Annotated in this window: 24 protein-coding genes; 7 read left to right on the top strand and 17 right to left on the bottom strand. The window is 30.0% G+C overall.

Features of this window, described 5'->3' with window-relative positions:
• The first annotated feature begins 6 nt into the window (after positions 1 to 6).
• Positions 7 to 2,388, top strand: coding sequence for a penicillin acylase family protein (locus tag ABNT65_RS07180; protein WP_348747545.1), 2,382 nt, complete (start codon positions 7 to 9; stop codon positions 2,386 to 2,388).
• Between the two features lie 70 nt (positions 2,389 to 2,458).
• Here ABNT65_RS07180 and ABNT65_RS07175 read toward each other — a convergent pair whose 3' ends face one another.
• Positions 2,459 to 3,904 (bottom strand): nicotinate phosphoribosyltransferase, encoded by a 1,446-nt coding sequence (locus ABNT65_RS07175; protein WP_348747544.1) that lies wholly within the window; start codon positions 3,902 to 3,904, stop codon positions 2,459 to 2,461.
• 141 nt (positions 3,905 to 4,045) lie between these two features.
• Between ABNT65_RS07175 and ABNT65_RS07170 the strand changes: the two genes are divergently transcribed.
• Complete coding sequence (locus ABNT65_RS07170) at positions 4,046 to 4,651, top strand: NAD(P)H-dependent oxidoreductase (protein WP_348747543.1); 606 nt, start codon at positions 4,046 to 4,048, stop codon at positions 4,649 to 4,651.
• 29 nt (positions 4,652 to 4,680) lie between these two features.
• Here ABNT65_RS07170 and ABNT65_RS07165 read toward each other — a convergent pair whose 3' ends face one another.
• Together ABNT65_RS07165 and ABNT65_RS07160 are read right to left on the bottom strand one after the other, a co-directional pair.
• Positions 4,681 to 5,676 carry an NAD(P)-dependent oxidoreductase gene (locus ABNT65_RS07165; protein ID WP_348740405.1) on the bottom strand — a complete coding sequence of 332 codons (996 nt, stop codon included), beginning with the start codon at positions 5,674 to 5,676 and terminating at the stop codon, positions 4,681 to 4,683.
• An 11-nt stretch (positions 5,677 to 5,687) separates the two neighbouring features.
• The gene (locus ABNT65_RS07160) at positions 5,688 to 6,098 is read right to left on the bottom strand and encodes a hypothetical protein (protein ID WP_348747542.1); all 411 of its coding nucleotides are present in this window, start codon (positions 6,096 to 6,098) and stop codon (positions 5,688 to 5,690) included.
• 109 nt (positions 6,099 to 6,207) lie between these two features.
• Between ABNT65_RS07160 and ABNT65_RS07155 the strand changes: the two genes are divergently transcribed.
• The 3 genes from ABNT65_RS07155 to ABNT65_RS07145 all read left to right on the top strand — a co-directional run bounded on the left by ABNT65_RS07155 (position 6,208) and on the right by ABNT65_RS07145 (position 9,512).
• The gene (locus tag ABNT65_RS07155) at positions 6,208 to 7,455 is read left to right on the top strand and encodes a PAS domain-containing sensor histidine kinase (RefSeq protein WP_348740403.1); all 1,248 of its coding nucleotides are present in this window, start codon (positions 6,208 to 6,210) and stop codon (positions 7,453 to 7,455) included.
• A complete protein-coding gene (locus tag ABNT65_RS07150) occupies positions 7,452 to 8,504 on the top strand; it encodes a response regulator (RefSeq protein ID WP_348707495.1) in 1,053 nt (350 codons plus the stop codon). The genes ABNT65_RS07155 and ABNT65_RS07150 overlap by 4 nt, the downstream gene beginning before the upstream one ends.
• 114 nt (positions 8,505 to 8,618) lie before the next feature.
• On the top strand, positions 8,619 to 9,512 hold the full coding sequence (locus tag ABNT65_RS07145; protein ID WP_348747541.1) for an RsiV family protein: 894 nt from the start codon (positions 8,619 to 8,621) through the stop codon (positions 9,510 to 9,512).
• Positions 9,513 to 9,602: 90 nt separating this feature from the next.
• Here ABNT65_RS07145 and ABNT65_RS07140 read toward each other — a convergent pair whose 3' ends face one another.
• Positions 9,603 to 10,418, bottom strand: a complete 816-nt coding sequence (locus ABNT65_RS07140) for a head GIN domain-containing protein (RefSeq protein WP_348707491.1) — start codon at positions 10,416 to 10,418, stop codon at positions 9,603 to 9,605.
• Positions 10,419 to 10,891: 473 nt separating this feature from the next.
• On the opposite strand from ABNT65_RS07140, the gene ABNT65_RS07135 reads away from it, so the two are divergent.
• The gene (locus ABNT65_RS07135; protein ID WP_348707489.1) at positions 10,892 to 11,311 is read left to right on the top strand and encodes a hypothetical protein; all 420 of its coding nucleotides are present in this window, start codon (positions 10,892 to 10,894) and stop codon (positions 11,309 to 11,311) included.
• On the opposite strand, the gene ABNT65_RS07130 is transcribed toward ABNT65_RS07135, so the two are convergent.
• From ABNT65_RS07130 to ABNT65_RS07075, 12 genes are all read right to left on the bottom strand, one after another.
• On the bottom strand, positions 11,268 to 11,705 hold the full coding sequence (locus ABNT65_RS07130) for a nucleoside 2-deoxyribosyltransferase domain-containing protein (protein ID WP_348707487.1): 438 nt from the start codon (positions 11,703 to 11,705) through the stop codon (positions 11,268 to 11,270). The two genes, ABNT65_RS07135 and ABNT65_RS07130, sit on opposite strands and share 44 nt — an antisense overlap.
• Positions 11,706 to 11,708: 3 nt before the next feature.
• Positions 11,709 to 12,245 carry an NADAR family protein gene (locus ABNT65_RS07125; protein WP_348747540.1) on the bottom strand — a complete coding sequence of 179 codons (537 nt, stop codon included), beginning with the start codon at positions 12,243 to 12,245 and terminating at the stop codon, positions 11,709 to 11,711.
• Positions 12,242 to 13,012 (bottom strand): metallophosphoesterase, encoded by a 771-nt coding sequence (locus ABNT65_RS07120; protein ID WP_348747539.1) that lies wholly within the window; start codon positions 13,010 to 13,012, stop codon positions 12,242 to 12,244. The genes ABNT65_RS07125 and ABNT65_RS07120 overlap by 4 nt, the downstream gene beginning before the upstream one ends.
• A gap of 1 nt (position 13,013) precedes the next feature.
• On the bottom strand, positions 13,014 to 13,562 hold the full coding sequence (locus ABNT65_RS07115; RefSeq protein WP_348707481.1) for a 2OG-Fe(II) oxygenase: 549 nt from the start codon (positions 13,560 to 13,562) through the stop codon (positions 13,014 to 13,016).
• A gap of 40 nt (positions 13,563 to 13,602) precedes the next feature.
• Complete coding sequence (locus ABNT65_RS07110) at positions 13,603 to 14,154, bottom strand: RNA 2'-phosphotransferase (RefSeq protein WP_348747538.1); 552 nt, start codon at positions 14,152 to 14,154, stop codon at positions 13,603 to 13,605.
• Positions 14,155 to 14,162: 8 nt separating this feature from the next.
• On the bottom strand, positions 14,163 to 14,636 hold the full coding sequence (locus ABNT65_RS07105) for a macro domain-containing protein (RefSeq protein ID WP_348747537.1): 474 nt from the start codon (positions 14,634 to 14,636) through the stop codon (positions 14,163 to 14,165).
• Positions 14,623 to 15,198, bottom strand: a complete 576-nt coding sequence (locus tag ABNT65_RS07100; protein WP_348707475.1) for an O-acetyl-ADP-ribose deacetylase — start codon at positions 15,196 to 15,198, stop codon at positions 14,623 to 14,625. The genes ABNT65_RS07105 and ABNT65_RS07100 overlap by 14 nt, the downstream gene beginning before the upstream one ends.
• On the bottom strand, positions 15,185 to 16,162 hold the full coding sequence (locus ABNT65_RS07095; protein ID WP_348747536.1) for an ADP-ribosylglycohydrolase family protein: 978 nt from the start codon (positions 16,160 to 16,162) through the stop codon (positions 15,185 to 15,187). Before ABNT65_RS07095 ends, ABNT65_RS07100 begins: the two co-directional genes overlap by 14 nt.
• 2 nt (positions 16,163 to 16,164) lie before the next feature.
• Complete coding sequence (locus ABNT65_RS07090; RefSeq protein WP_348747535.1) at positions 16,165 to 16,803, bottom strand: DUF4291 domain-containing protein; 639 nt, start codon at positions 16,801 to 16,803, stop codon at positions 16,165 to 16,167.
• 3 nt (positions 16,804 to 16,806) lie between these two features.
• Complete coding sequence (locus tag ABNT65_RS07085; RefSeq protein WP_348707469.1) at positions 16,807 to 17,220, bottom strand: ADP-ribosylation/crystallin J1; 414 nt, start codon at positions 17,218 to 17,220, stop codon at positions 16,807 to 16,809.
• Complete coding sequence (prs, locus tag ABNT65_RS07080; RefSeq protein WP_348747534.1) at positions 17,220 to 18,065, bottom strand: ribose-phosphate diphosphokinase; 846 nt, start codon at positions 18,063 to 18,065, stop codon at positions 17,220 to 17,222. Before prs ends, ABNT65_RS07085 begins: the two co-directional genes overlap by 1 nt.
• 64 nt (positions 18,066 to 18,129) lie before the next feature.
• Entirely contained in the window at positions 18,130 to 18,819 is a 690-nt protein-coding gene (locus tag ABNT65_RS07075) for an NUDIX domain-containing protein (protein ID WP_348747533.1), read from the bottom strand.
• Positions 18,820 to 19,134: 315 nt separating this feature from the next.
• On the opposite strand from ABNT65_RS07075, the gene ABNT65_RS07070 reads away from it, so the two are divergent.
• Complete coding sequence (locus ABNT65_RS07070; RefSeq protein WP_348707463.1) at positions 19,135 to 20,772, top strand: hypothetical protein; 1,638 nt, start codon at positions 19,135 to 19,137, stop codon at positions 20,770 to 20,772.
• Positions 20,773 to 21,123: 351 nt separating this feature from the next.
• On the opposite strand, the gene ABNT65_RS07065 is transcribed toward ABNT65_RS07070, so the two are convergent.
• The gene (locus ABNT65_RS07065) at positions 21,124 to 22,257 is read right to left on the bottom strand and encodes a glycerophosphodiester phosphodiesterase (RefSeq protein WP_348740376.1); all 1,134 of its coding nucleotides are present in this window, start codon (positions 22,255 to 22,257) and stop codon (positions 21,124 to 21,126) included.
• Between the last annotated feature and the right edge of the window lie 61 nt (positions 22,258 to 22,318).

The raw sequence follows: 22,318 nt of genomic DNA, 5'->3' as shown, positions 1-22,318 counted from the left end.
ATTATAATGAAAATCGTAAAAAAAAGTTTAAAAATCCTTATTGTTTTATTGGTACTAGTACTTGTTGGTGCTTTTTTATTTATTCAAACATTAAAACCAGACTATGAAGGGAATCTTCCATTAAAAAAATTAACCCAAGAAGTAAAAGTATATTATGATGATATAGGAGTACCACACATTAATGCAGCCAATGAAAAAGATGCTTACCGAGCTTTAGGGTATGTGCATGCACAAGATAGATTATGGCAAATGGAATTGATTAGAAGACTGGCTGCAGGTAGGTTGTCTGAAATATTTGGAAAAAAATTAGTGCGAGCTGATAAATTTTTTTCAGGCTTAGGAATTGAAGAAGCGGCAGCAATTACTATTCAAGAAATGGATGAAAGTTCTAAGATGTATCAATTAACGCAAGCGTATTTGGACGGAATTAATCAGTTTATAGAAAATGGTCCAACTCCATTAGAGTTTTATTTAGTAGGTGTTAAAAAAGAGCCTTATACCTTTAAAGATGTCTACAATGTTTTTGGTTATATGGCTTTTAGTTTTGCCTTAGCACATAAAACTGATCCATTACTTACGGAAGTAAAAGAAAAATTAGGTGATGCTCATTTTAATGAGTTAAATAATGCCAATTATAAAAATGTAACATTAATTAGAAATGAAAAAAGAGAAATTTTAAAAGGAGATTTTGCTAGTGCTATTAACACTTTAATGGATGAGTTACCAGTTTCTCCATTTATAGGAAGTAATTCTTGGGTAATTGGTGGTGAAAAAACAAAATCAGGAAAAGTTCTTTTTGCTAATGATCCTCATATTGCTTATGCACAACCTTCTGTTTGGTACCAGTCACATATTAAAACACCAGATTATGAAATGTATGGATTTAATTTGGCTTTAACACCTTTTCCCTTATTAGGGCACAATAGAAATTATGCGTATGGGTTAACTATGTTTGAAAATGATGATGTTGATTTTTATTATGAACAGAACAACCCAACAAATCCGATGGAATATAAAACATCAGAAGGATATAAGCGTTATAAAACAATAGATAAGAAAATAAAAATTAAAGGAGAAAAAGATACTACTTATCAAATCAAAGTCAGTCAGCATGGGCCTATTATGAATGACTTAATTGATTTTATAGATGAAAAAAGACCTATGGCAATGCAATGGATATATACACAACAAAAAAATAAATTGTTAGATGTTGCTTATGAGATATCACATGCCAAAAACTTGTCAGCATTTAAAAAAGGAGCAAGTAAGTTACATGCTCCAGGGTTAAATATTATGTACGGAGATAAGTACAATAATATAGCTTGGTTTGCAGCAGGTAAATTATATAAACATAGAGATAGTTTAGAAACCAAGCTTGTTTTAGATGGAGCATCAGGAAAAGATGAAATTCTAGCCTATTTAGATTTTGAAGAAAATCCTCAAGCTATTAATCCATCATGGAATTATGTGTATTCTGCCAATAATCAGCCAGATTCAATTGGAGGTAGGTTGTACCCAGGATATTATTCACCAGAAGATAGAGCAAGAAGAATTAAAAATTTACTAGAAGTAAAAAATGACTTTACCAAAGAAGATGTTGCTACAATGATTAAAGATGTAACATTAGTTACGGCATCAGAAATTATAGAAGGTTTAACAGAGGAAATAGATGAACAAATATTAACGCCTAGTGGAAAAAAAGCACTAACCATTTTAAAAAATTGGAAAGGCTATTATGGAAAGGAAGAAGTGGCACCAACCATATACAACCGTTTATGGTATGAATTTGTTAAGAATACTTTTAAAGACGAAATGCAAGACGCTTTTGCTCAGTTTGTAAATACACCTATAGAGGAAAAAGCCGTAGCCAACCAAGTAACAAAAAAAACATCTGTTTGGTGGGATGATGTTACTACACAAGATAAAGTTGAAACAAAAAAAGAGATTGTTACCAAATCGTTTAAAAATACCATTCTGTTTTTGCAAAAACAATTAGGAGAAAATGTAGAGAATTGGCATTGGAAACGAGTGACTACAGTAGAGTATGAGCATCCTATAGGTAAAGCAGGTGGTTTATTACGAAAGCTATTTAATGTAGGACCTTTTGAAACTGATGGAGGAGATCAAGTAATAAATAAATTGTCATACAAAATAGATAGTACTGGATATTACAAAATTAATTCAGGACCTTCTACTAGACGTGTAATTGACTTTTCAGATATTGAAAACAGTGTTACTATTTTGCCTACAGGACAATCAGGAAATGTTTTTAGTCCGCATTATAAAGATCAGGCAGAAAAATATATAAAAGGTGAGTTTGTAAAAATGAAACTGAATCAAAAAGAAATTGAAGCTTCAAAAAGGGTATTACTATTTAAACCAGAATAAAAGTTAAATACCTTATAAAGTCAAAAAACTCAAGAATATTAATTCTTGAGTTTTTTATTTAAAAATTAGTTTATAGTCGTTTTCTTATATCTTGTAAGGTATCATCAATTAGCAGTTTACCATCTTTAAAAACTTCTCTTAATTCACCTTTATTTTCTTCTTTCCAATTCACTTGATCGTTAAGTTTGTAAACACCATTTTCTAAAGTAATTTTTAAAAGTCCTTTTGCAGATTTCTTAGTACCATCATCTGTAACAGGATCTTTAAAAATTTCACGTCCCTCACCATCAACTTCTCCGTAAGTAGCTTTCATAGCAAAACCAAAAGTATCTCGGGTATTGTATTGGTAAGTAAAAGAGCCAATACCTAAAACTACGTTGGTAGAAGCAAAACCTTTTTGCTTTAAACGTTCACAAATCTGTTCAGCTCTTTCTAAAGTAATACTATCTCCATAAATAGCACCAATATGTGTATCTAATTCTTTATAGCCTTTGCTATTAGTGTTACCACCAAAAATATCCCATAATAATTCTACCACACCTTTTTGTTCTTCTATGGTTTTTCCATTTGGATTTCCACAAATAATATCTACAGGGTTTCCACTATCAGGTCTAATAACTACTTTGCCATCTCGGTTCAATACCTCTTGTTTTAAATTAGGAAGGTATTCAGTTAATACTTTCCATAAATCCCATGTATCTGAAACAATAGAAACAACTCCTTTAGGGTATACTTCGGTAATTAAACGTTTAAAAGTTTCCTGTTCACCATTGTTTGTTCCCATACACATTACTGAGTGTTCGGTAGCTGCTACAGATCCACCAATAAGTTCTTTATCGGCATCAGCATTGTAATAGGTTTCTAAAAAATCAATACTAGGTATGGTATCAGTACCTGTAAAACTTAGTAAGTGCCCAGCAGCACTCATTACAGCAGCTTCTAATCCAGCCATACCACGCATCGAAAAATCATGACCTTGCCAAGCTACAAATTCTGGTATTGATGAAGTGTCATTAGCATATTTGTCTAATATTTTTCGATAAGCTTTAGCAATAGTTGCTGAATTACATGGTAACCAAATAGTGGTAGATAATAAGGTTTCAAAATAATTGGTTAACCAAAAAAAATCAGGTAATGTGTTATACATGATAAACATTGGTACTCTAATAGGCACAGAAACTCCTTCAGGTAAAGCTTTTATAACCATTGGTAAATACCCTAAATCATGTAATGCTTCAATGTGTTGAATTCCTACTGAGTTTTCACCTAAATAGTTATTAATACGCCTAGCATAGTTTTTAGCAATTTTTTCTTTAGGTTGATTAAAAAAATTATTTTCAAAATCCTCTAAGATGTATTTTTTTATAAAGTACTGCAATCCAAAAAATACTACTTCATTAATGCCTTTAATTCTACTTTTTCTTGGTGTCCAATTTGAGTATACTAAGGTTGTATTATTAGGGTATTGTCTTCTGTGATCAACTTTGTAACCGTCTGTATATAATAATGGATTCATAGTGTGAATATTTTATTTGTGTCAAAATTACGCAAATTAAATGTTGTACACAAATTTTATTCTTTTAGATGAAAAAATAGGATGAAGATCTATAGGATACATATATTGCGTTCATGCAAACAATTTAACTCGCTAAAAAACATGAAAACGTTGATTATTTATGCACATCCTAGTAAGCAATCATATACATATGAGGTATTAATACAACTAAAATCCAATCTAATTAAAGAACAGATAGATTTTGAAGTTTCTGATTTATATGCATCAAATTTTCAAACGGATATGACGGAAGAAGAATATCAGCGAGAAGGATTTGTAAATTTTGACCTGCCAATACCTAATGATGTATTGAAAGAACAACAAAAGATTAAGGAAGCAGATTGTTTGATTTTTTTATATCCAGTTTGGTGGAGTGATTGTCCTGCTAAGTTAAAAGGTTGGTTTGACAGAGTGTATAGTGTAGGTTATGCTTACGGAAAGGAAGATACTGATAAAGTAGAACGAATGAAAGTTGTAAAATATGGATTGGTAATATGTACAGCTGGTCATTCTAATGAATTTTTGAAAGAAATAGGTATTGCAGAAAGTATGCGAAATGTAATGCTTGATGATCGCTTAGGAAAACGATTTAAACATAAAGAGATGCTAATTTTAGGAGGAACTACTCAAAAAGAAAAAGTAAAACAAAGGCATAGTCAAATAATTCAAACAATTGGAAGTAAAATCAAAGAATATTGTGCTCAATAATCTATTTTTAGAACAAGTATTTTTAAGTATTAATTAAGCTCATTTTTAGACTCTTTACCATCTTTCCATGTATTAAGATTATAAATAGTAGTATCAACAATATTGGTAATAGCTTCCTCAGTAGCAAAAGCCTGATGTGGAGTTAACAAAACGTTTGGGTGATTTATTAATTCTTTTAAAATCTCATCTTGAATGTTTTCAGATGCATGTTTATAAAAAAATACACCACTTTCCTTTTCATATACATCTGTAGCATAACCATTAATTTTGCCACTTTTTAAAGCTTCTAGTATTGCAGTAGTTTTAACAATACCACCTCTAGCAATGTTAACTATAAGTACATTTTTCTTTTGAATTTGATTTAAGAAACTGTCATCAATTAAATAATGTGTATCATCAGTAAGTGGTAAACTCACTATAATTACATCCGAATTCTTACAAATAACTGTATTAGTAGTGTATGTTACATTGTATTGCTCAATTAAATCTTGATTCTTTGTTATATCATTAACAAGAATGTTACAATCAAAACCATATAAAATTTTAACAATAATGCTTCCTATTCTTCCAGCTCCCAAAAGCCCTACAGTTTTATTCTCTAAATTAGAACCAATAAGATTGTTTAACGAAAAGTTGTTTTTTTTAACCTGTTGGTTAGCAGTAATAATATTTCTTTTAAGCGTCATTAAAAGTGCAATAGCATGTTCGGCAATAGCATTAGGAGAGTATTCAGGAACATTGGCAACTTGTATACCATATTTCTTAGCAATTTTTAAATCAACATTATCATAGCCTGCAGAACGTAAAGTAATGTAATGAACCCCATATTCTTTTAGTTTTTTTAAAATTTCGAAAGAAGCATCATCCGCAGAAAAAATAGCTATTGCATCATAACCTTTAGCTTTTTCAACAGTATGTTTGGAGAGTCTTTCATTAGTATAAGCAAATTGAAGCCCAGCTTTTTCTGAGGCTGATTCTAAAAAAGGTTTTTCAAAAAGTTTAGTACTATATATAAGTGTTTTCATATTCTATAAAGTTAAGCTGTAGGCTGATTAAATTCTAGACTCAATCTGGCTAATAGAATTAATTCAGATTTATTTTTACCAGCAAAAGAACTTGCAATTTTACTAGAAGTTTCCATAATTAAACGTTTAATTTCACTAGTAAATAAATAAGAATGATTATGGAAGTATTCAATAAAATCCGAATAACAATCTTCAGCAGAAGTACCTTTACCAAGTAACCAATCAAAAACGATTTCTATTTGATAAGCAGTATCTGTACCAAAAAGATCAAAAGTTTCATCTACCTCTAACCAATTTTCTTTAACTACTTTTTTTAATATCTCAATTTCTTCTATGCTAACCACACCATCAGACTTGGCAATTGCATAAAATATTTTAGCAATATTTTGATAGAATTTTATATTCAAATTTTTAATATACATTATTAAATGTTTTAAAAACAAAACTATAAGGATAAGATGGGTTAAGAAATGATAAAAATCAGTTTAGCTCTTTACAAGAAACAGTATCTTTATGATAAATATATTTTAGATGATAAAAAAGGAAGATAAAGTTGTTTTTAATGCTTTATTTGAAGCAGTTTCTGAAGCTGTAATTGTTGTAAATGAGCAACAAGTAATAAGCATGATTAATTCTTCTGCGGAACAAATATTTGGTTATAAAGCAACTGAGTTGATAGGGGAACATTTAGAAACTTTAATACCTAAAAAATACAAACCAAACCACGGAAGTCATTTTAAATCTTTTTTAACGGCGAAAGAGAAAAGGCAAATGGGGCAAGGAAGAGATTTATATGCGTTGCATAAAAAGGGAAATGTTTTTCCAATAGAAGTAGGGTTAAATCCTTTAGAAATTGAAGGTGTACAATATATAATGGCTTTAGTGGTAGATATTTCATTAAGAAAATACCAAGAACTAGAAATTTTAGAGTTAAATACACGGTTAGAAAATAAAGTAAAAGAAAGAACAAGAAATTTACGAACTACCGTAGAAGAATTAGAAAAAATAAACAGAGAGTTAGATGAAGAAAATAAAAAAAGAATTGCAGCCGAAAGTAAAGCCAAAGAAGCCTTAAAAAAAGAGAGAGAATTAAATGAGTTAAAAACAAGGTTTTTATCTTTAGTTTCTCATGAATTTAAAACTCCTTTAAGTGGTATTTTAACATCTAGCATGCTGTTAGCTAAGTATAAATTAACTGAACAACAAGAAAAAAGAGAAAAACATTTAGCTGTTATAAATAATAAAGTACATTATTTAAATAATATTTTAAATGATTTTTTATCAGTAGAAAAGCTAGAAAAAGGAGAAATAAAATACACCATTGAAAATTTTGATGTGGTTAAAGTAGTGCATAGAGTAATTGATACAACAAATTTACTATTAAAACAAAAGCAGGAAATTATATTAAAAAATACAATTGAAAGTATTGAGTTGTATCAAGATGAAAAAATTATAGAACTAGTACTATCTAACTTGTTAAGTAATGCTGTTAAATATTCACCAGAAAACTCAAAAATTTATATCATTATAACTCAAGAAATAGAAAGGACAATTATTAAAGTAGAAGATGAAGGTTTTGGAATACCAGAAAAAGATCAAAAAAATATTTTTCAGAGGTATTTTAGAGCAGAAAACGTTTTGTTAAATCAAGGAACAGGAATAGGATTAAATATAGTAAAAAGTCACCTTGAGAATTTAGGAGGTACTATTACATTTACTAGTAAAGAAAATATAGGATCAACCTTTATAATAAATATACCAAACAAAATAGATATATGAGAAAAATATTGTTAATAGAAGATGATAAAGTGCTAAGAGAAAATACAGCTGAATTACTGGAAATTTCTGGTTATTATAAAGTAATCACAGCAGAAAATGGAAAAATAGGAGTGAGGAAAGCATTGGCTGAATTACCTGATCTTATTGTGTGTGATATAATGATGCCTGAGTTAGATGGCTATGGTGTTTTAGAAACCTTATCAAAAAATGCGAGCAGTCAATACATTCCTTTTATATTTCTATCAGCAAAAACAGAAAGAAGTGATATAAGAAAAGGCATGAATTTAGGAGCTGATGATTATATAACCAAACCTTTTACAGAAGAAGAGTTAACAGATGCTATTGAAAGTAGGTTGGCAAAATCGTTAATTTTAAAAGACAGAAGAACGAAAGTAAAAGAAACAAGTCCATCTGAAAACACCTTACGAGGTTTAAATGATTTAAAGAATTTTTTAGATGATAATGGCACCTTTTTTACTTTTAAAAATGAAGAGGTTATTTATAATGAAGGAGACAATTCAAATTATATATTTTTAATTCTTAAAGGAGCAGTTAACTGTTCTAAATTAAATGAACAAGGTAAAAATTTAATTACATCTTTATATAAAGAAGATGATTTATTTGGCTATACTTCTTTTTCTCAAAACTTAGCATATCAAGAAACCGCTATTGCTATAGGTACTACAGAATTAGTAGGTATAAAAAAAACAGAATTAACTACAATTCTTCAAGAGAATCATAAAGTTGTTTTAGAGTTGGTAGATTTGTTATCAGATAACTTAAAAGGGGTAAAAGAGCAGTTGTTAGATATGGCGTATAACTCTGTTCACAAAAAAACAGCCAACACTTTATTAAAATTTGCAGAAAAAATTAATCGCAAACCAGAAGATCCCATTAAAATTTCCCGTCATGATTTAGCAAGCGTTGCAGGAATAGCTACAGAAACACTTATTAGAAGTGTATCAAAACTTAAAAAAGAAGGAATTATAGCTATTGAGGGTAGAAATATTAAAATTTTAGATATAGAAGCATTGAAGCAGGTAGACTGATTTTTGTCATTCTATAGCTAAACACAGATATATATTTTTACATAAATCATTAATCAGGTTTTATTAGATCACAGACTTGTCTCTACATAAAACCTGATTTTAATAAAGTGAATTATGTATAAACAAAAATTAATAAAAAACCTTTTTTTACTGCTACTACTACTACTATTAGTAACTATAGCTTGTAAGCCAGATACTTTTACAACAAAAATTACAAAGAAACTCCAAACAGAAACCGATATATCTTCTAAAAAAGAAAGAGCACTAGTTAAAGTAGTAGACTCTTTTCCAGAAAATGAAAACCAGTTAAAAATTGCGAAAGTAAGAGCGCAGAAAGATGATGCTTATATATTTGAAAATACTATAGAAAGTAGACGTTTTAAAAGAGAAACTGCCACTTATACCATTGACTTTTGTTACCCTTATTTGAATGAAGGTTACAACCCTAAATTTGAAATTTTTAATAATTATGTAAAAGAAAAACTATTAAAATTATCAGAAATAGAAAATAATGTAAGAGAAGCACAAGAATTGTTGTGTGATACAATAGTAAAAAATAAAATAAATAGAGAATGTAGAATAGCAGATTATAAAATTTACACACAAAACGACGAACATTTAAGTGTACTATTTTATTTAGAAAACCATTATACAGGTACAAAGGCAACGTATTATACATTTGAAACCATTAATTTTGATATGATTAAAGGAAAACTTCTTGGTTTTGAAGATTATTTTCCAAAAGATAAAATAGCCGAAGTTCACACCATAGTAAACAATGAAATTACAACAGCAATTACTAACGGAACTATGTTTTATGAATGTTTTCCTGTAAGTTTAGAAGACTTTAAATTAGCTAAAAACAACTTTGTATTAAATGATGATACAATAGTTTTTTATTTTAATGATTGTGTTATGTGCCCTTCTTTTGTAGGGACTTATGAAATTGAAATTCCATTAGAAAAATTTAAACTTGTATTTAAAAAATATTGGATAGAGGCTCTTTAAAGGAACTAATAAGCCCAATAAAAAACCATCGTGTAAGAGAGAGAAACTCAAACGATGGTTTTTAACTACTATTATTTAAAAATTCAAAGACTAGTTAGCATCTATAATACTAGCCCAACCTGTTTTAGAAATTTTTGGAGTTCCTTTATAACGAATAACTCCAGATCCACTTACAGTTACATTTAAGTTTTCAGTAGCAGTAGTTTCTATATTAGAAAAACCTTTAGAGTTAACAGTTACATTTTTTGCTTCTATATTAAAACCTTTATAGGTTCCAGCTCCGGCTACGTTAATGTTAATTTGATTTACTCCAGAAATAGCTTGTTTAGCTTCTAAATTTCCAGAACCTTTAAAAGTAACGTTAAGCATTTTTATACCATCAAATTTATTTAGTATTAGCTTACCACTTCCGCTTAAACTAATACTTAGGTTTTCTTGATTCGTAAAATCTTCTACCACAGCAGCACCAAAACCAGTGGTTGCAATAGTGTTAATAGTTGGCACTGTAATCTCAATAGCTAGCTCATAATTTTCATAACAACCATCTTTAAAAGCTATTTTCCATACATTGTCAGTTACTTCAGTATTAATTTCTTCAATAACATTAGCATGCCCAGTTACCACTACTTTTTGAGTAGCTCCTTGTTTAATAGTTAATTTATCCGTAACGGATACTAAGTTTACACCTGTAAAGTTAGCAATGTCTAGCGTTTTAGTAACAGGAGTTCCTTCTCCCTTGATACAATCAGATTTATTATCACTGTTAGTGTCTGTATTTGTGTCAATACTTATATTGTTATCTACATCATCTGGTAGATTTAATGTGTCGTTCTCATTACATCCAACAAAAAGGGCAGAGAAGGCTAATAGGATAGCAATACGATTTAAACTAAAAATACGATTCATTTTTCTATTTTTTAATAATTAATGTCTAGAAAACGGAAGCAAGAATTATCAAATTGTAAAAAGCTTATGTGAAAAAAATGTGAAAGTGTTAAGGTTTAAAAGTTTTTGAGTTTAATTTATTATTATTTAGTTATTTAGTGTTGTTTTTTGATGTGTAGGTTAAAGAGGAGTTTTTTTTAGAAATAATTAAAAATTAAAAAACTTGTTAAAAAAACGAAATAAAAGTTTAAGATTTTTAACAGATTGATAATGATAAAGACATCTTTAAAGAAGGAGTATTAACTTCTTTTAGTTGTATAAGAAGGTTTTTCAGAAAAAAAGTTTGTACAGGTTTGTACAAGAAAAAAGCGTCAAAAAATTATACAATATTTACGTGATAGGAATAAGTGTAAGTATTTTTAAGATTTAATTTTATATTTGCAGAATAACTATGTGTGCTTACACAGGATATAATAATTGCTAATGACTTTAACATGAAAATTGAAAATGTACTTTTGATTTTAGGGCTGGTTTTTTCAACCTTTTTAATCACATTCCAAATAGGAGATGGATTTGAACTCCTTAGTATTAAGTGGAAATTTACTTTAATTGACATTTCACTATACCAATCAAACAAAACGTATTTAGATTCAGCAATTTTTGGGAATTTATGTTATTTGATTTTTAGTTTCATTATGTGGAAAAAAGAAAATCGAAAAGGATTGGTGTTGACTTTATTGATATTGACTTTAATCTCAATTGGTTTTCAATTTAAAGCGTTTTATGAAAGTTTTTATGGAGTTAATAGTGGAACGCATTTTCAAATAGGAGCTCTTTTAGCTTTCATTGGTTTTAAAATTTTAGATAGAATCAATAAAGTTGAAAAGAATCTAAAAATTCACAAAGATTTTTAAACAGCGGAATATTGTATTTTGAAGCTAGGGGATACATGTACCTGTTTTGATAAAACTCAGGTGGACAAATAATTATAAGTTTGCCAGATTGTGCATAAAGCCCCATTTCTACTAATGAAATAGGCGATTTAGAATAGCCTAAAAAGTTCAAGATTATTTTATCAGATAGTTCTAAGGTATTTAATTCCCATTCAATTTGGTTTTTCATTTCGGTGTCCGAAAGATTATGATGATTTTTATTAGTAGGGTCAAAAAAGTGAATGCGTTTAGAACTTTTTTCAATAATAGTCTTTCTCCATGGCGTTTTTGATTGGTAATCAATACTACCTGCAAGAAAATAGTATTGATAGTTGTTTTCTTTTACAGGTAGCTTATCGTTACAAGTATAAATCATAGATTATTGGAGTTGGTCTCTGACTTCCATTAAAGCGTAGCCTAATAAATTTAGACCTCTCCATTTTAAAGGATTTTCAATGTTTTCATCATCTTTAGTTAATCCAATTCCCCAAATTTTATCAACCGGGCTAGCTTCTACTAATATCCTGTTTTTTGTTTGTAATAGAAACTCTTTTAATTCAGGGTTTTGAGCAAATTTTTCATAGTTAGCTTTAATAACTATTTTATACTTGTGTTGATCCCATAGAATTGTATCAAAATTTTTGACTTGTCGTCCTAACTTTTTCGCAGCAGCAGGAGATTTACAATCAATTATTTTTAAAAGTGTTGCTTCGTCATTAAATAATCTTGCTTTTTCAGCCATCATATAATGTTCTGCTGTTTTATAGGTAATAGCATCTATAACAAATTCAGCTTCCCACCACTGACTGAAACAACTTTTTCCAATACTCCCGTCTTTATTGGGTTGATGTCCCCAGAAAAAAACAAACTTTAATTTTTTTCCAGTATTTATAATTTTTTCTGTGGTGTATTTCATTTTATATCTGTAAACTTTTTCTTAATTATTTTATAAGGAGAATCATTTCTTCCTTTTTCATCTGGGTACAACTCTTGTACTGAGTCACTTTGTATAAATTCTTTGGTATCAATATTTATAGCCGTTAATTTTCCTGTAAATGCCGCTCCTGTATCTACATTCCAAACATTGCAACCTTGCATTGGTATGTCTTTTTTATAACGTGTAGTAGGCGTATGTCCAATAAATATTTCATGGAATAATTGTAACCTTTTAGGATACAATAAAGAATCTTTCGGAATACTTTTATCTACGGTAATAGCCATTTCCCATAAGGTTCTATCCCAATTATAATTAGAAGCATGTACTTCCTGTTGAGGTCCGTGCATAGAGGTAAAACCAGCATGGATAAATAATCGATTTTCTGAGTCTGTATGATACAGAGGCATACGTTCAATAAATTCTAAATGTTTTTGTTTTTTAGTATCGGTATAGTTTTCATAACTTTTAATAGTCATCGTTCCGCCGTGAAATAACCAAGAATCAGTAGTAGTACCATCCCTTAACCAGTTTTCACAGTACAAATCATGATTTCCTTTAATGAAAATACAATGGTACACTTCTCTAAAATCGAGTAAAAAATCAATAACCTGAGCAGATTCACTCCAACCATCCACATAATCTCCTAAAAAGATAATTGTATCATTAGTTTGTAAATCTAACTTTTGTAAAAGTTGTTGTAATGCCTTTAATCCTCCGTGGATGTCACCAATAGCAAATGTTTTCATTCTATGTTCTTTTATACATGATATCGGTTCTTAAGACATACTTTATACCAGTAGTAACTTCTTTACCTTCATGTTTAAGTTTATGTTTAAATACCAAAGCAGTTCCTTTTTGAGGTGTAATCGTATGTAGTTTTCTAAACTCGGTTTCACCTCCTTCAAAATTGTCATTTAAGTATATTAAAAAAGAAAACAAACTACTCTCTGAAAAGTTTCTTTGATAACTCCCATCTATATGCATTTTAAAGCGTTGACCTTTGGAATATTTATAAACTCTAAACATTTCATTTAAACCAATTGCTTTATAAAAACTTACTTTTTCAGGAGTAAACTGTGCAATTCTCTCCCAAAGTTTTACAGCCAGTTTTTCATCAAAAAAAATGTGACGATCATTATTTCTAACTCCTTTGTTCATTACTTGGTTTCCATGTATAGAAATTTTAGCTTCTTCAAATTCTTTATGCTGAAAGATGGATAAATACTTTTGACATTCTTCATCAGAAAGAAAGTTTTCTATCAGAAAAATATTTGGATGTACTGTTATTTTTTTCATATCCTGAATTTTAATGAAATTTATATTTCTTCCTGAATTGTTAAATTTTAAATTCGATAAATTTAACAGGAACATGAGGTGTTAACCAAACATTATTTTCAGATTTATAAAAATCATAACCTTCTTGAAACATTGCACCCGATTTTACGGTTAAAATAATTGGTTTACCGCGTCTGCTTCCTACTTTAGTCGCAGTTTCTATATTTGTACTTAAGTGCACATGTTGTCTACTCATTTTTTGTAATCCATTTTCACGGATAGAATCCATAAATTTAGCTACCGTACCATGATATAAAAATGGAGGAGGCGTTATAGGTGTTAAGTTCAAATTAATAGATTGAATAGAATGCCCTTGATTGGCACGTATTTTAGTTTGATTATCATTAAAAGAAAAACGCTTTTTATCATTAGTTGCTACTATTTCTTTTAAATCATCAAAAGAAAATATTTTTCTTTTTCGTTTCGCTTTATGTATCAGTTCTTCCACATTCGCCCACCCGTTAGTATCTAGGGTTAATTGTATGGTTTCTGGTTGATGTCTTAAAATAAGACTTAAAAATTTACTGAGGTTCTTTTTATCTTTTTCGTTCATTTTATCTATTATTTAAAGTCGTAAACAATTGTTAGTACTTGCTTACTAATTAGATTTTCTTGCACAATAGGTTCTATTTTATCCCATTTTCCGCCAGCCAATCCACAACCTATTCTAGGCATATGAACTGAAGCGTTGATACTTAATGCTTTTACGGCTACTTTTTTAAGACCACTTTCAATGGCTTCATAACGAATAGGAGGTAAACCGTTAGGACTTTTTCTAATTTTATGTTGGCCAATTAGATTCGCAATCCATAAGTCTGCTTCTACCTGTACAAATTGAACCTCGCCTAAACCAAAATCTTCTTTTGATGCATGCCATTTTCTGTAGGCTTTCTCTGGTTTTTTCCATTTTTTAGATATTGCTAAAACAAAGCCTTTTCCCCAGCCACCAATATCATTACATACATGTACAATAATTTTAATTCCTGTTCCTATTGGATTGGTAGCATCTCCTTCTATATACTCAATGGTTTCCATTTTCTAGTATTTTTTGATAAATATGATAGTTTTCTATATCAAAGCAAACAAAAATTACTGTTGTTACTATTGGGTTTTCTATAACCGTTTTATAAGCGATTTCTGCTGCTAATTGTTTTGGGAATTTATAAATCCCCGTACTAATGTTAGGGAAAGCAATGGTTTTTAGATTGTTTTCTTTAGCTATTAGCAGACTGTTTACATAACAATCTGCTAATAACTTTTTTTCTTTTTCCAGTCTTTCCCCACCATTGAAAACAGGACCTACAGTATGAATTACTTTTTTAGCAGGTAAACTACCAGCTGTTGTAATTACTGCTTTTCCTGTTTTACAAGTTCCTTGTTTATTTCTAATAGCGATGCATGCTTCTAAAATTTCTTTTCCACCAGCTCTATGTATGGCACCATCAACACCACTACCTCCTAATAAACTAGAGTTAGCCGCATTGACAATAGCATCCGCTTTAATCTTTGTAATATCTCCATGAATGACTTTAATCGTAGGGATAATAGCTAAAGGGTTAACTTCCTTTATATTTACATCAGACTTATTGTTTTTCATAACCATATTTTTTAGCAAACTTTTTGCTTAAAGAAATAATATCGTTTTTTCTCGCTAAGACTTCAACCCATTCTTTAGGAATAGCTTCCATTCCATAATACAAACCAGCAATAGCTCCCGCTACAGTAGCAGTGGTGTCTGTATCATCACCAAGGTTTACGGCTTTTAAAACAGTTTCCTTATAACCAGAACTAGTCATTAAGCACCATAAACTTGCTTCTAAAGTATCAATGACATAGCCTCCTGATTTAATTTCATTTTCCCTAAGAGTTGTTATATTGTTATTTAGTACTCTTGAAAAATGTTGTTTTTCATAGCTAGATAATTCTTTTTCGTCAAAAAAAGTATTTACTTTTTTTTGCATTTTTCTATAGGCACCAATTAATGTATTTCCTTCAATTATATTTTTAGCAAATTGCAAATAAATAAAACAAGCAATTGCCGACCTGATATGTGGATGTGTTAACGATGAAACAAACCATATAGTTTCAAACTGTTTATTTATTTCAAAATCTTTTATGTGAAATAATAAAGGGATAATTCTCATTAGTGAGCCATTTCCATTTGTATATTCATCGTTAGAGTACTTCAAAAGTTCTAGGTCTGAATATTCCTTTGAATTTATGATTTTAGCTAACTGATAAATAGATTGCCTTGTTTGTATACCAATATCAAAAACTTTTCCATGCGGAGTCCAGAAGCCATAATCTAACCAATTGATGAAATTTTTTGAAATGTCAATCAGATTTATTTCAAGCTCTTTACAAAGACTTTCGGCTAGACAAAAGGTAAGAGAACTATCATCAGACCAAGTACCTTTAGGTTGGTTGTGAGTTCCATATTCACGCATATCTTTAACAGGGTTTGCTTGTAATTCTTTTCTAGATCTAAACTCTACAGGAACACCTAAAGCATCGCCTACAGCTAAACCTAAAAATGTTGCTTCAATTATGTTACTTTTCATAGTTATGGTATTAATCGTAATTTTTTATTGACACTTTCTATCTTACTAAAAAATGGTTTTTCTTCAGGAATTAATAGCTTATCCACTTCCTTATTTAACACATGTTGGTATTGCGCTTGCACAAAATCGGAAATATCCTCAATTTTAATAATATCCTCTTGGGCATATTTTATAATTTCTTCCCCTCGAATCCCAATTTGGATAGCTCTTCTTTCTATTTTTTCGCCATATGGATCATGGTCAGGATCCCATTGCAATCTAATAGATGAATTTTTTACCTGTTCTTGCCAGTTTTCCCAAGTATCATAAAGTTCTTTTTGAAAACTAGAGTATACTACTTGCTCCAAATAACGTTCAAAAGCTTCACGTTTTAAATGAATGGCTAAAACCACTTCTTGGCCTTCTTTAGTTCCCCAACCATTTCGGTACATCATCCATAAAAAATTAGGTTTAATCCAAGTCATTCTAGTATACTTAAAAGGACCACCAAAAAATTGATTTTTCATAGCAAAATTCCCAATTTCCGGTCTGTACGACTGGTATACGACTATTTTTTCTTCATCATATTGTGCCATAATGTGATGTCCATTTACAGGCCATTCTTTTAGCTGTTCTTTATATAGCTTTGTTTTTAATTCCATAGTTTATTTTTTTAATTCATTTACATGTTTTTCTACAATAGCACTGGATGCTTTTTTAAACTCCTTTCCAATGCAAACTTTTAATATTTCAATTTCGCCAATGATGTTTTGGTTAAAAACCTCAAGAGCTTCAGAAGGAACCCACAGTTCATTATGAATTTTCGCTCCAACATTTTCTATGGTATACTTCTTAAATTCTTCTTCTGTAATTTTAAATTTGGTAACAAACCCTAAATAATTGCCAAAGGCATCCGTAGTATTCCACTTACAAGCTATTTCAGTAGCATATTCCTCATTCAATACAGGGTAAAAAATAGGTTGCCATTCTAGTCTCGGAGGAAATGCTTTATAATTACTTTCGGCAATTAATATCAATTCTTTTTCTCCTACAGGTCTGTATAGTGTAATCGTTTTCATCATTCATTTTTTAATAATTCTTCTAATTTAATTTGTATGCAATCTGTTCCGTTTATAGATTTGAAACTATCTGTTGTAAAAACTTTAGAAAAGTATTGATTTAATAGTTCAGTTCCTTTACTAAAAATCCCATGACTAACTGCAATGTATAGATTGCCTGCATTTTTCTTTTTTAACTCTTGTGCCAGTCCTAAAAATGTACCACCTCCATCACAAATATCATCAACAATTAAGCAATCTTTCCCCTGTAAATCTTCATGATATACTTTAAAACTAGATAGCTTTCCTGTTTTTACATCTCTTACTTTAGAGCATTCTACTACTTCATACTTCTGTAAATAAGAGGCTACTTTGTAAATCTTCTTTAAAGCTCCGCCATCAGGAGAAATCAAAACTAAACCTTCTGTTAGTTGTTGCGTAACTCTCTCTACAAAAGTGTAATTGTGCATCACTTTACAATTGTTAAGTAGGGCAGGAGTTACTTCTGAATGTGGATCAAAAACAGTTACCGAGTTAAAATGCTGACTGTTTATTATATCTGCATATACTTTTACGGATAAAGGTTCGCCAGTTATCATAATCCTATCTTGCCTTGCCGCAGGAAAATAAGGGATAAAAGCATGTAGCTTTTGAACACCTATATTTCGTAACGCATTTACAGCTAATAATAAAATTCCTACATCATTGAATGAACGAATACGATGCGTAATGGTAACTTCTTCTACGTTTTCAAGATCAGTTGTAATTTTGAGATGAGGTTCGCCACCAGAAAATGTAAACTGCTCAAAGTTTATTGAGTTTTGAGTACTATAAGGTGTAAAAGATGTATCAAGATTTAAAATCATATTGCGTTAATTTTACGCAAAAATAAAAAAGATTTTTTCTTGAAAAAAGATTTTTGTGTTTTTTTTACGCAAACTTTATTTCAAAGTGAAATCCTTTGTCTTCAAGTTCTTTATATTTCTCAGAATTGAATTTGAAAAGTTTGGCTGGGCGACCGCTAGAAGGCTTGTGGATTTTATCAGTTTCTATTAAAATGTCAAAGCTGAGTATTTTTTTTCTAAAATTACGTCGATCAATTTTTCTGTCAAGTATGGTTTGATATAAATTTTCAAGGTCTGAAAAAGGGAATTCTTTTTTTAATAGCTCAAAACCTATAGGTTGATAATTGATTTTACTTTGCAATCTTTTTAAAGCTTTATCTAGTATAATACTATGATCAAAGGCAAGTTCTGGCAATTCATTTATAGAAAACCATTGTACTTCGGCAGCATCCGTAGCGGCAGCAATTTTAAAATGTTGAGGGCTTACCAAGCCAAAATAGGTTACAGATACGACTCGGTTTCTTGGATCACGCCCAGGTTTACCAAAGGTATAGAGTTGTTCTAGATAATCAATAGTAACTCCGGTTTCCTCTTCTAATTCTCTTTGTACGGCTTCTTCTAAAGATTCGTTTTCTTTTACCAATCCACCGGGTAATGCCCAAGAATTTTTAAAAGGTTGTACGCCTCTTTTTATTAATAATACAGAGAGTTGTTTTTTGTCATATCCAAATACAACAGCATCAACAGCAACTTTAATATCTTGTATACTCTTCATTCTATATTTTGAGTTTGGGCGAAATTACAAAAGTTTTATACTAATGTAATTTTAAAATATTGTATAAATAAATTGAACAATTCTAAAAAGAAAGAATTTGCATGCGGCATTTTAATACTAAATTGGTATTAGTACCTAGTTTTTAAAATTTAATGCTCAAATAAAAGGCATTCATGGTTAAATATTTGTGTTTAAGAGGATTTATATGAATTAGAGTTTAGTTTATTTATTACTTTGAATAAGTGACTTAAAAACTAATACTATAAACTAAAACAAAATAATTGAAAAATTATTTTAAATCTAACCCTACAAATTATGAAGCAGAATAAAAACATTTGGTATTTAATAGGACTATTACTGGTAGGTATAGTACTATATTTTTGGCTTTCAAAAAGTAAAGAAGGTGAGAAAATAATAAAAGAAGTAGCAAAAGATGTTAAAGAAGATTTAACTATAGATAAATATGTTACACAGAATATCAACTTAGGGGAAAGTTCAGTACCCTCAGGACCTGCAAAAGATGCAACAAAAAAGGAATTGTATAAAGTAGCTTGGCAGCAGTTTATAGCTTTAAATTGGCCAGTAAAAACAAGTCCTTCAATAAAAGGAAATAGAGGGAAGCCAAGTACTGCAAGTGGACAAACATTTTTAAATGTAACGCCTACTAATACCCCAGATTTGGTTTGGAATACCTATGCAAGTAAAGCGGAATTGTTTGGGCCAAAGTATTTAAAAAAGAATGCCTTGCCAAAATGGGAGGATTTAGGAGTGCCTGATTATTCCTATGCAACTCCTATTAAACAAAAAGGTACTAGTAGCTTTACATTGTTTAATAATTTAGATGAGAATAATGAGATTGGAGAGGCTACTGTTTTTGGAGGTGGCGGCTTAGGGAACACTTCTGGAGGAAACCAAGTTTTATATGAAGCAAAAATGAATGAGGTGGAGTATTCTTATATCAGAAAGAATAATTTACAAAACACAAGTATTATTGATACTTGGGTAAAAAACACTAAAAATGATTTAAATACCTATGGAGGAACATGCTTAACAGATGAAGCTGCTAAAAAATCTATAGTATGTTTTCCTTGTGCTGATACAAAAGAATCGAAAGAAGGAGCTATTGAAATAAAAGCAGCTTGGAGAAAATTAAAAGAGCATGAACATAGTTCACGATATTATACAAAAGATGTAATTTTATACGAGAAAAATGCAGCAGGTGCGTTTGAGTATACAAATGAAAAATATGCCTTGGTAGCTTTACATATTATTAGAAAAACAAAAGAGTTTCCAACTTTTATATTTACTACTTTCAATCATGTGGACAATATAAAAAATGGTATTTATTACAATAATGCAGTTGCTTTGCAGTATTCTAAACCTCCTTATTATCAGTATTACAAGGATACTACTTATATAGAAAAAGGTAAAACAGTTACAAAGTCAGTTCCTGATACTACGAGTTATCCAAAACATAAGTTTATTAAACAAGGAAATATAGCAGTACATAGTCAAGAGGAAATTCATACAATACCTCAAGAATTACAAGATTTTAATAGTGCTGTACAAGGACTCATTAACACTAAAAATTCAAAATCGGTTTGGCAATATTATGAGTTGCTAGGAGTACAAGCAACTCCAGTTGATTATACAAATAAAACATCTGATCCTTCTTATTATTTAGCGAATGATGTGGTAGAAACAGATTATACACTAAGAAGGTTTACAGGATCTTTTGCTAATCCTACAGGGATAAAATTGGGTACACAGAATGTAAACACCAAAGGAGAAACAGTTTCTATGGGAGGGTGTAAAGGATGTCATGGAAATGCTCAAAAAGGAGGAACTGATTTTAGTTTCTTATTACAAACGAATGATTTAAAACCAGCACCAATTAGTCCTAGTCAAACGGATATTGAAAATGTACAAGCAATTGTAAATACTATGAAATAAGGGATTTATTTGAAAACAAAATGTAAGAAAGCCCCTAAAATCTTTTTAATTGATTTTAGGGGCTTTGAAAATAAGGGGAAGTATAGGGAAAAGGGAAATACACTATACAAAGTAATCTGAGTTAAATCTATAGTCATTTAATAATTAGGGATTGTATACTTTAAATGTCGCGTGATTTTTCTGACTTAAAGGAATAAAAATTGTATCGAGATGTTATCAAATTATTCTCGGCGCACCTTTTCATTATTGGTGTTTAATATGAAAAATCAATATGTTAAGTATAGGGTGTGTTTATGATAACAATAGAACTCAGTTTTGTATGTTTTAATATATTACTTATTGAACAAGTTACTATTTCTTTTTAGACCAAGATTGTAAGGCTTTTACAGCTTCATCTGTGTAATCAGTAAATAGGCCATCAACACCAGCATCAAAAAATAAATGATATTCTTTTTCTGGATTGCCACCGCTCCATTGCTTGTTTTCATTTCTAAATGTGTAAGGGTGAACTTTTAAACCGTTATCATGTGCTAACGTAATAAAGTTAGAAGGAGGTAATAAAGTACGATTACCTGCACCATCAGTTTTATAAGAAATAATAAAAGGTTTCCAAGGACCAATTCCATCAGCATAAGTGGCTGTATATTCCATACCTTCTTTAGTAGTGAAAAATTCATAGGTTCTATGATCACCATTTATATGAAAATCATAAGGAGCTCCATAAGAAATAAAGTTTCCTTCAGGAACTTTAAAATCTAAAGAACCATCTTTATTGATGTTGTATGTAGAAATTAATTGAACTAATTTCACAGGTGATTTTTTATTAATATACTGAAGTGGTGCTACTTCAAAACATTGTACAAACACTGGCGCTTTTTTTCTGTTGAAATCATACTTTTTTAAACTTTTAAGTAATTTGTTTTCCATAAAGTGAGTACCAAATACTTGATTGTGAAAGTAAGGGTGTTTAATTTCTGGATAAATGCCAATAACTTTTCCTGTTTTTTTAGATTGCTTTTTTGCTAATTGTATTACTTCTTCAAAAGTTGGAATGTTAAATTGGTTGTCGTAATTAGTTGGACGTCCAGTGTAGGCTTGTTTTGCTTTTAGTTTTTTAATTTGTGCTAAAGTAAAATCAATAGCAAACCAATCTGTAACTAGTTTTCCATCTAAGTTTTTGGTAGTTTTTAAGCTAGCAAACTCAGGTAACTCAGCTACATTAGTAGTACCTGAAAGCATGGGCTCGTGTCTAACTACTAAATGACCATCTTTAGTTAATACTAAGTCAGGTTCAATATAGTCAGCTTCTAGTTCAATAGCTTTTGTATAACCTTCAATAGTGTGTTCAGGTAAAATTGATTGGGCACCTCGATGGGCAATAATTAATGGTTTTTTAGGATCTTCATTGTCAATGTCTCCGTCATTGCAAGAAGTAAATAGTGTTAAGCTTAACAAAGCTAAAGGTATTAAGTTTTGTAGATTCATGGGGGTGTTTTTTAACGGGTACTAAAAAACAAAATCTACGTAAGGTTATTGTAAATAAATT

Origin of the sequence: Tenacibaculum sp. 190524A02b (assembly GCF_964036645.1) — a bacterium.
Taxonomy (GTDB): Bacteria; Bacteroidota; Bacteroidia; order Flavobacteriales; family Flavobacteriaceae; genus Polaribacter; species Polaribacter vairaonense.
Note: the sequence above shows the minus strand (reverse complement) of the source record. Positions and strands in the feature narration are given on the sequence as shown.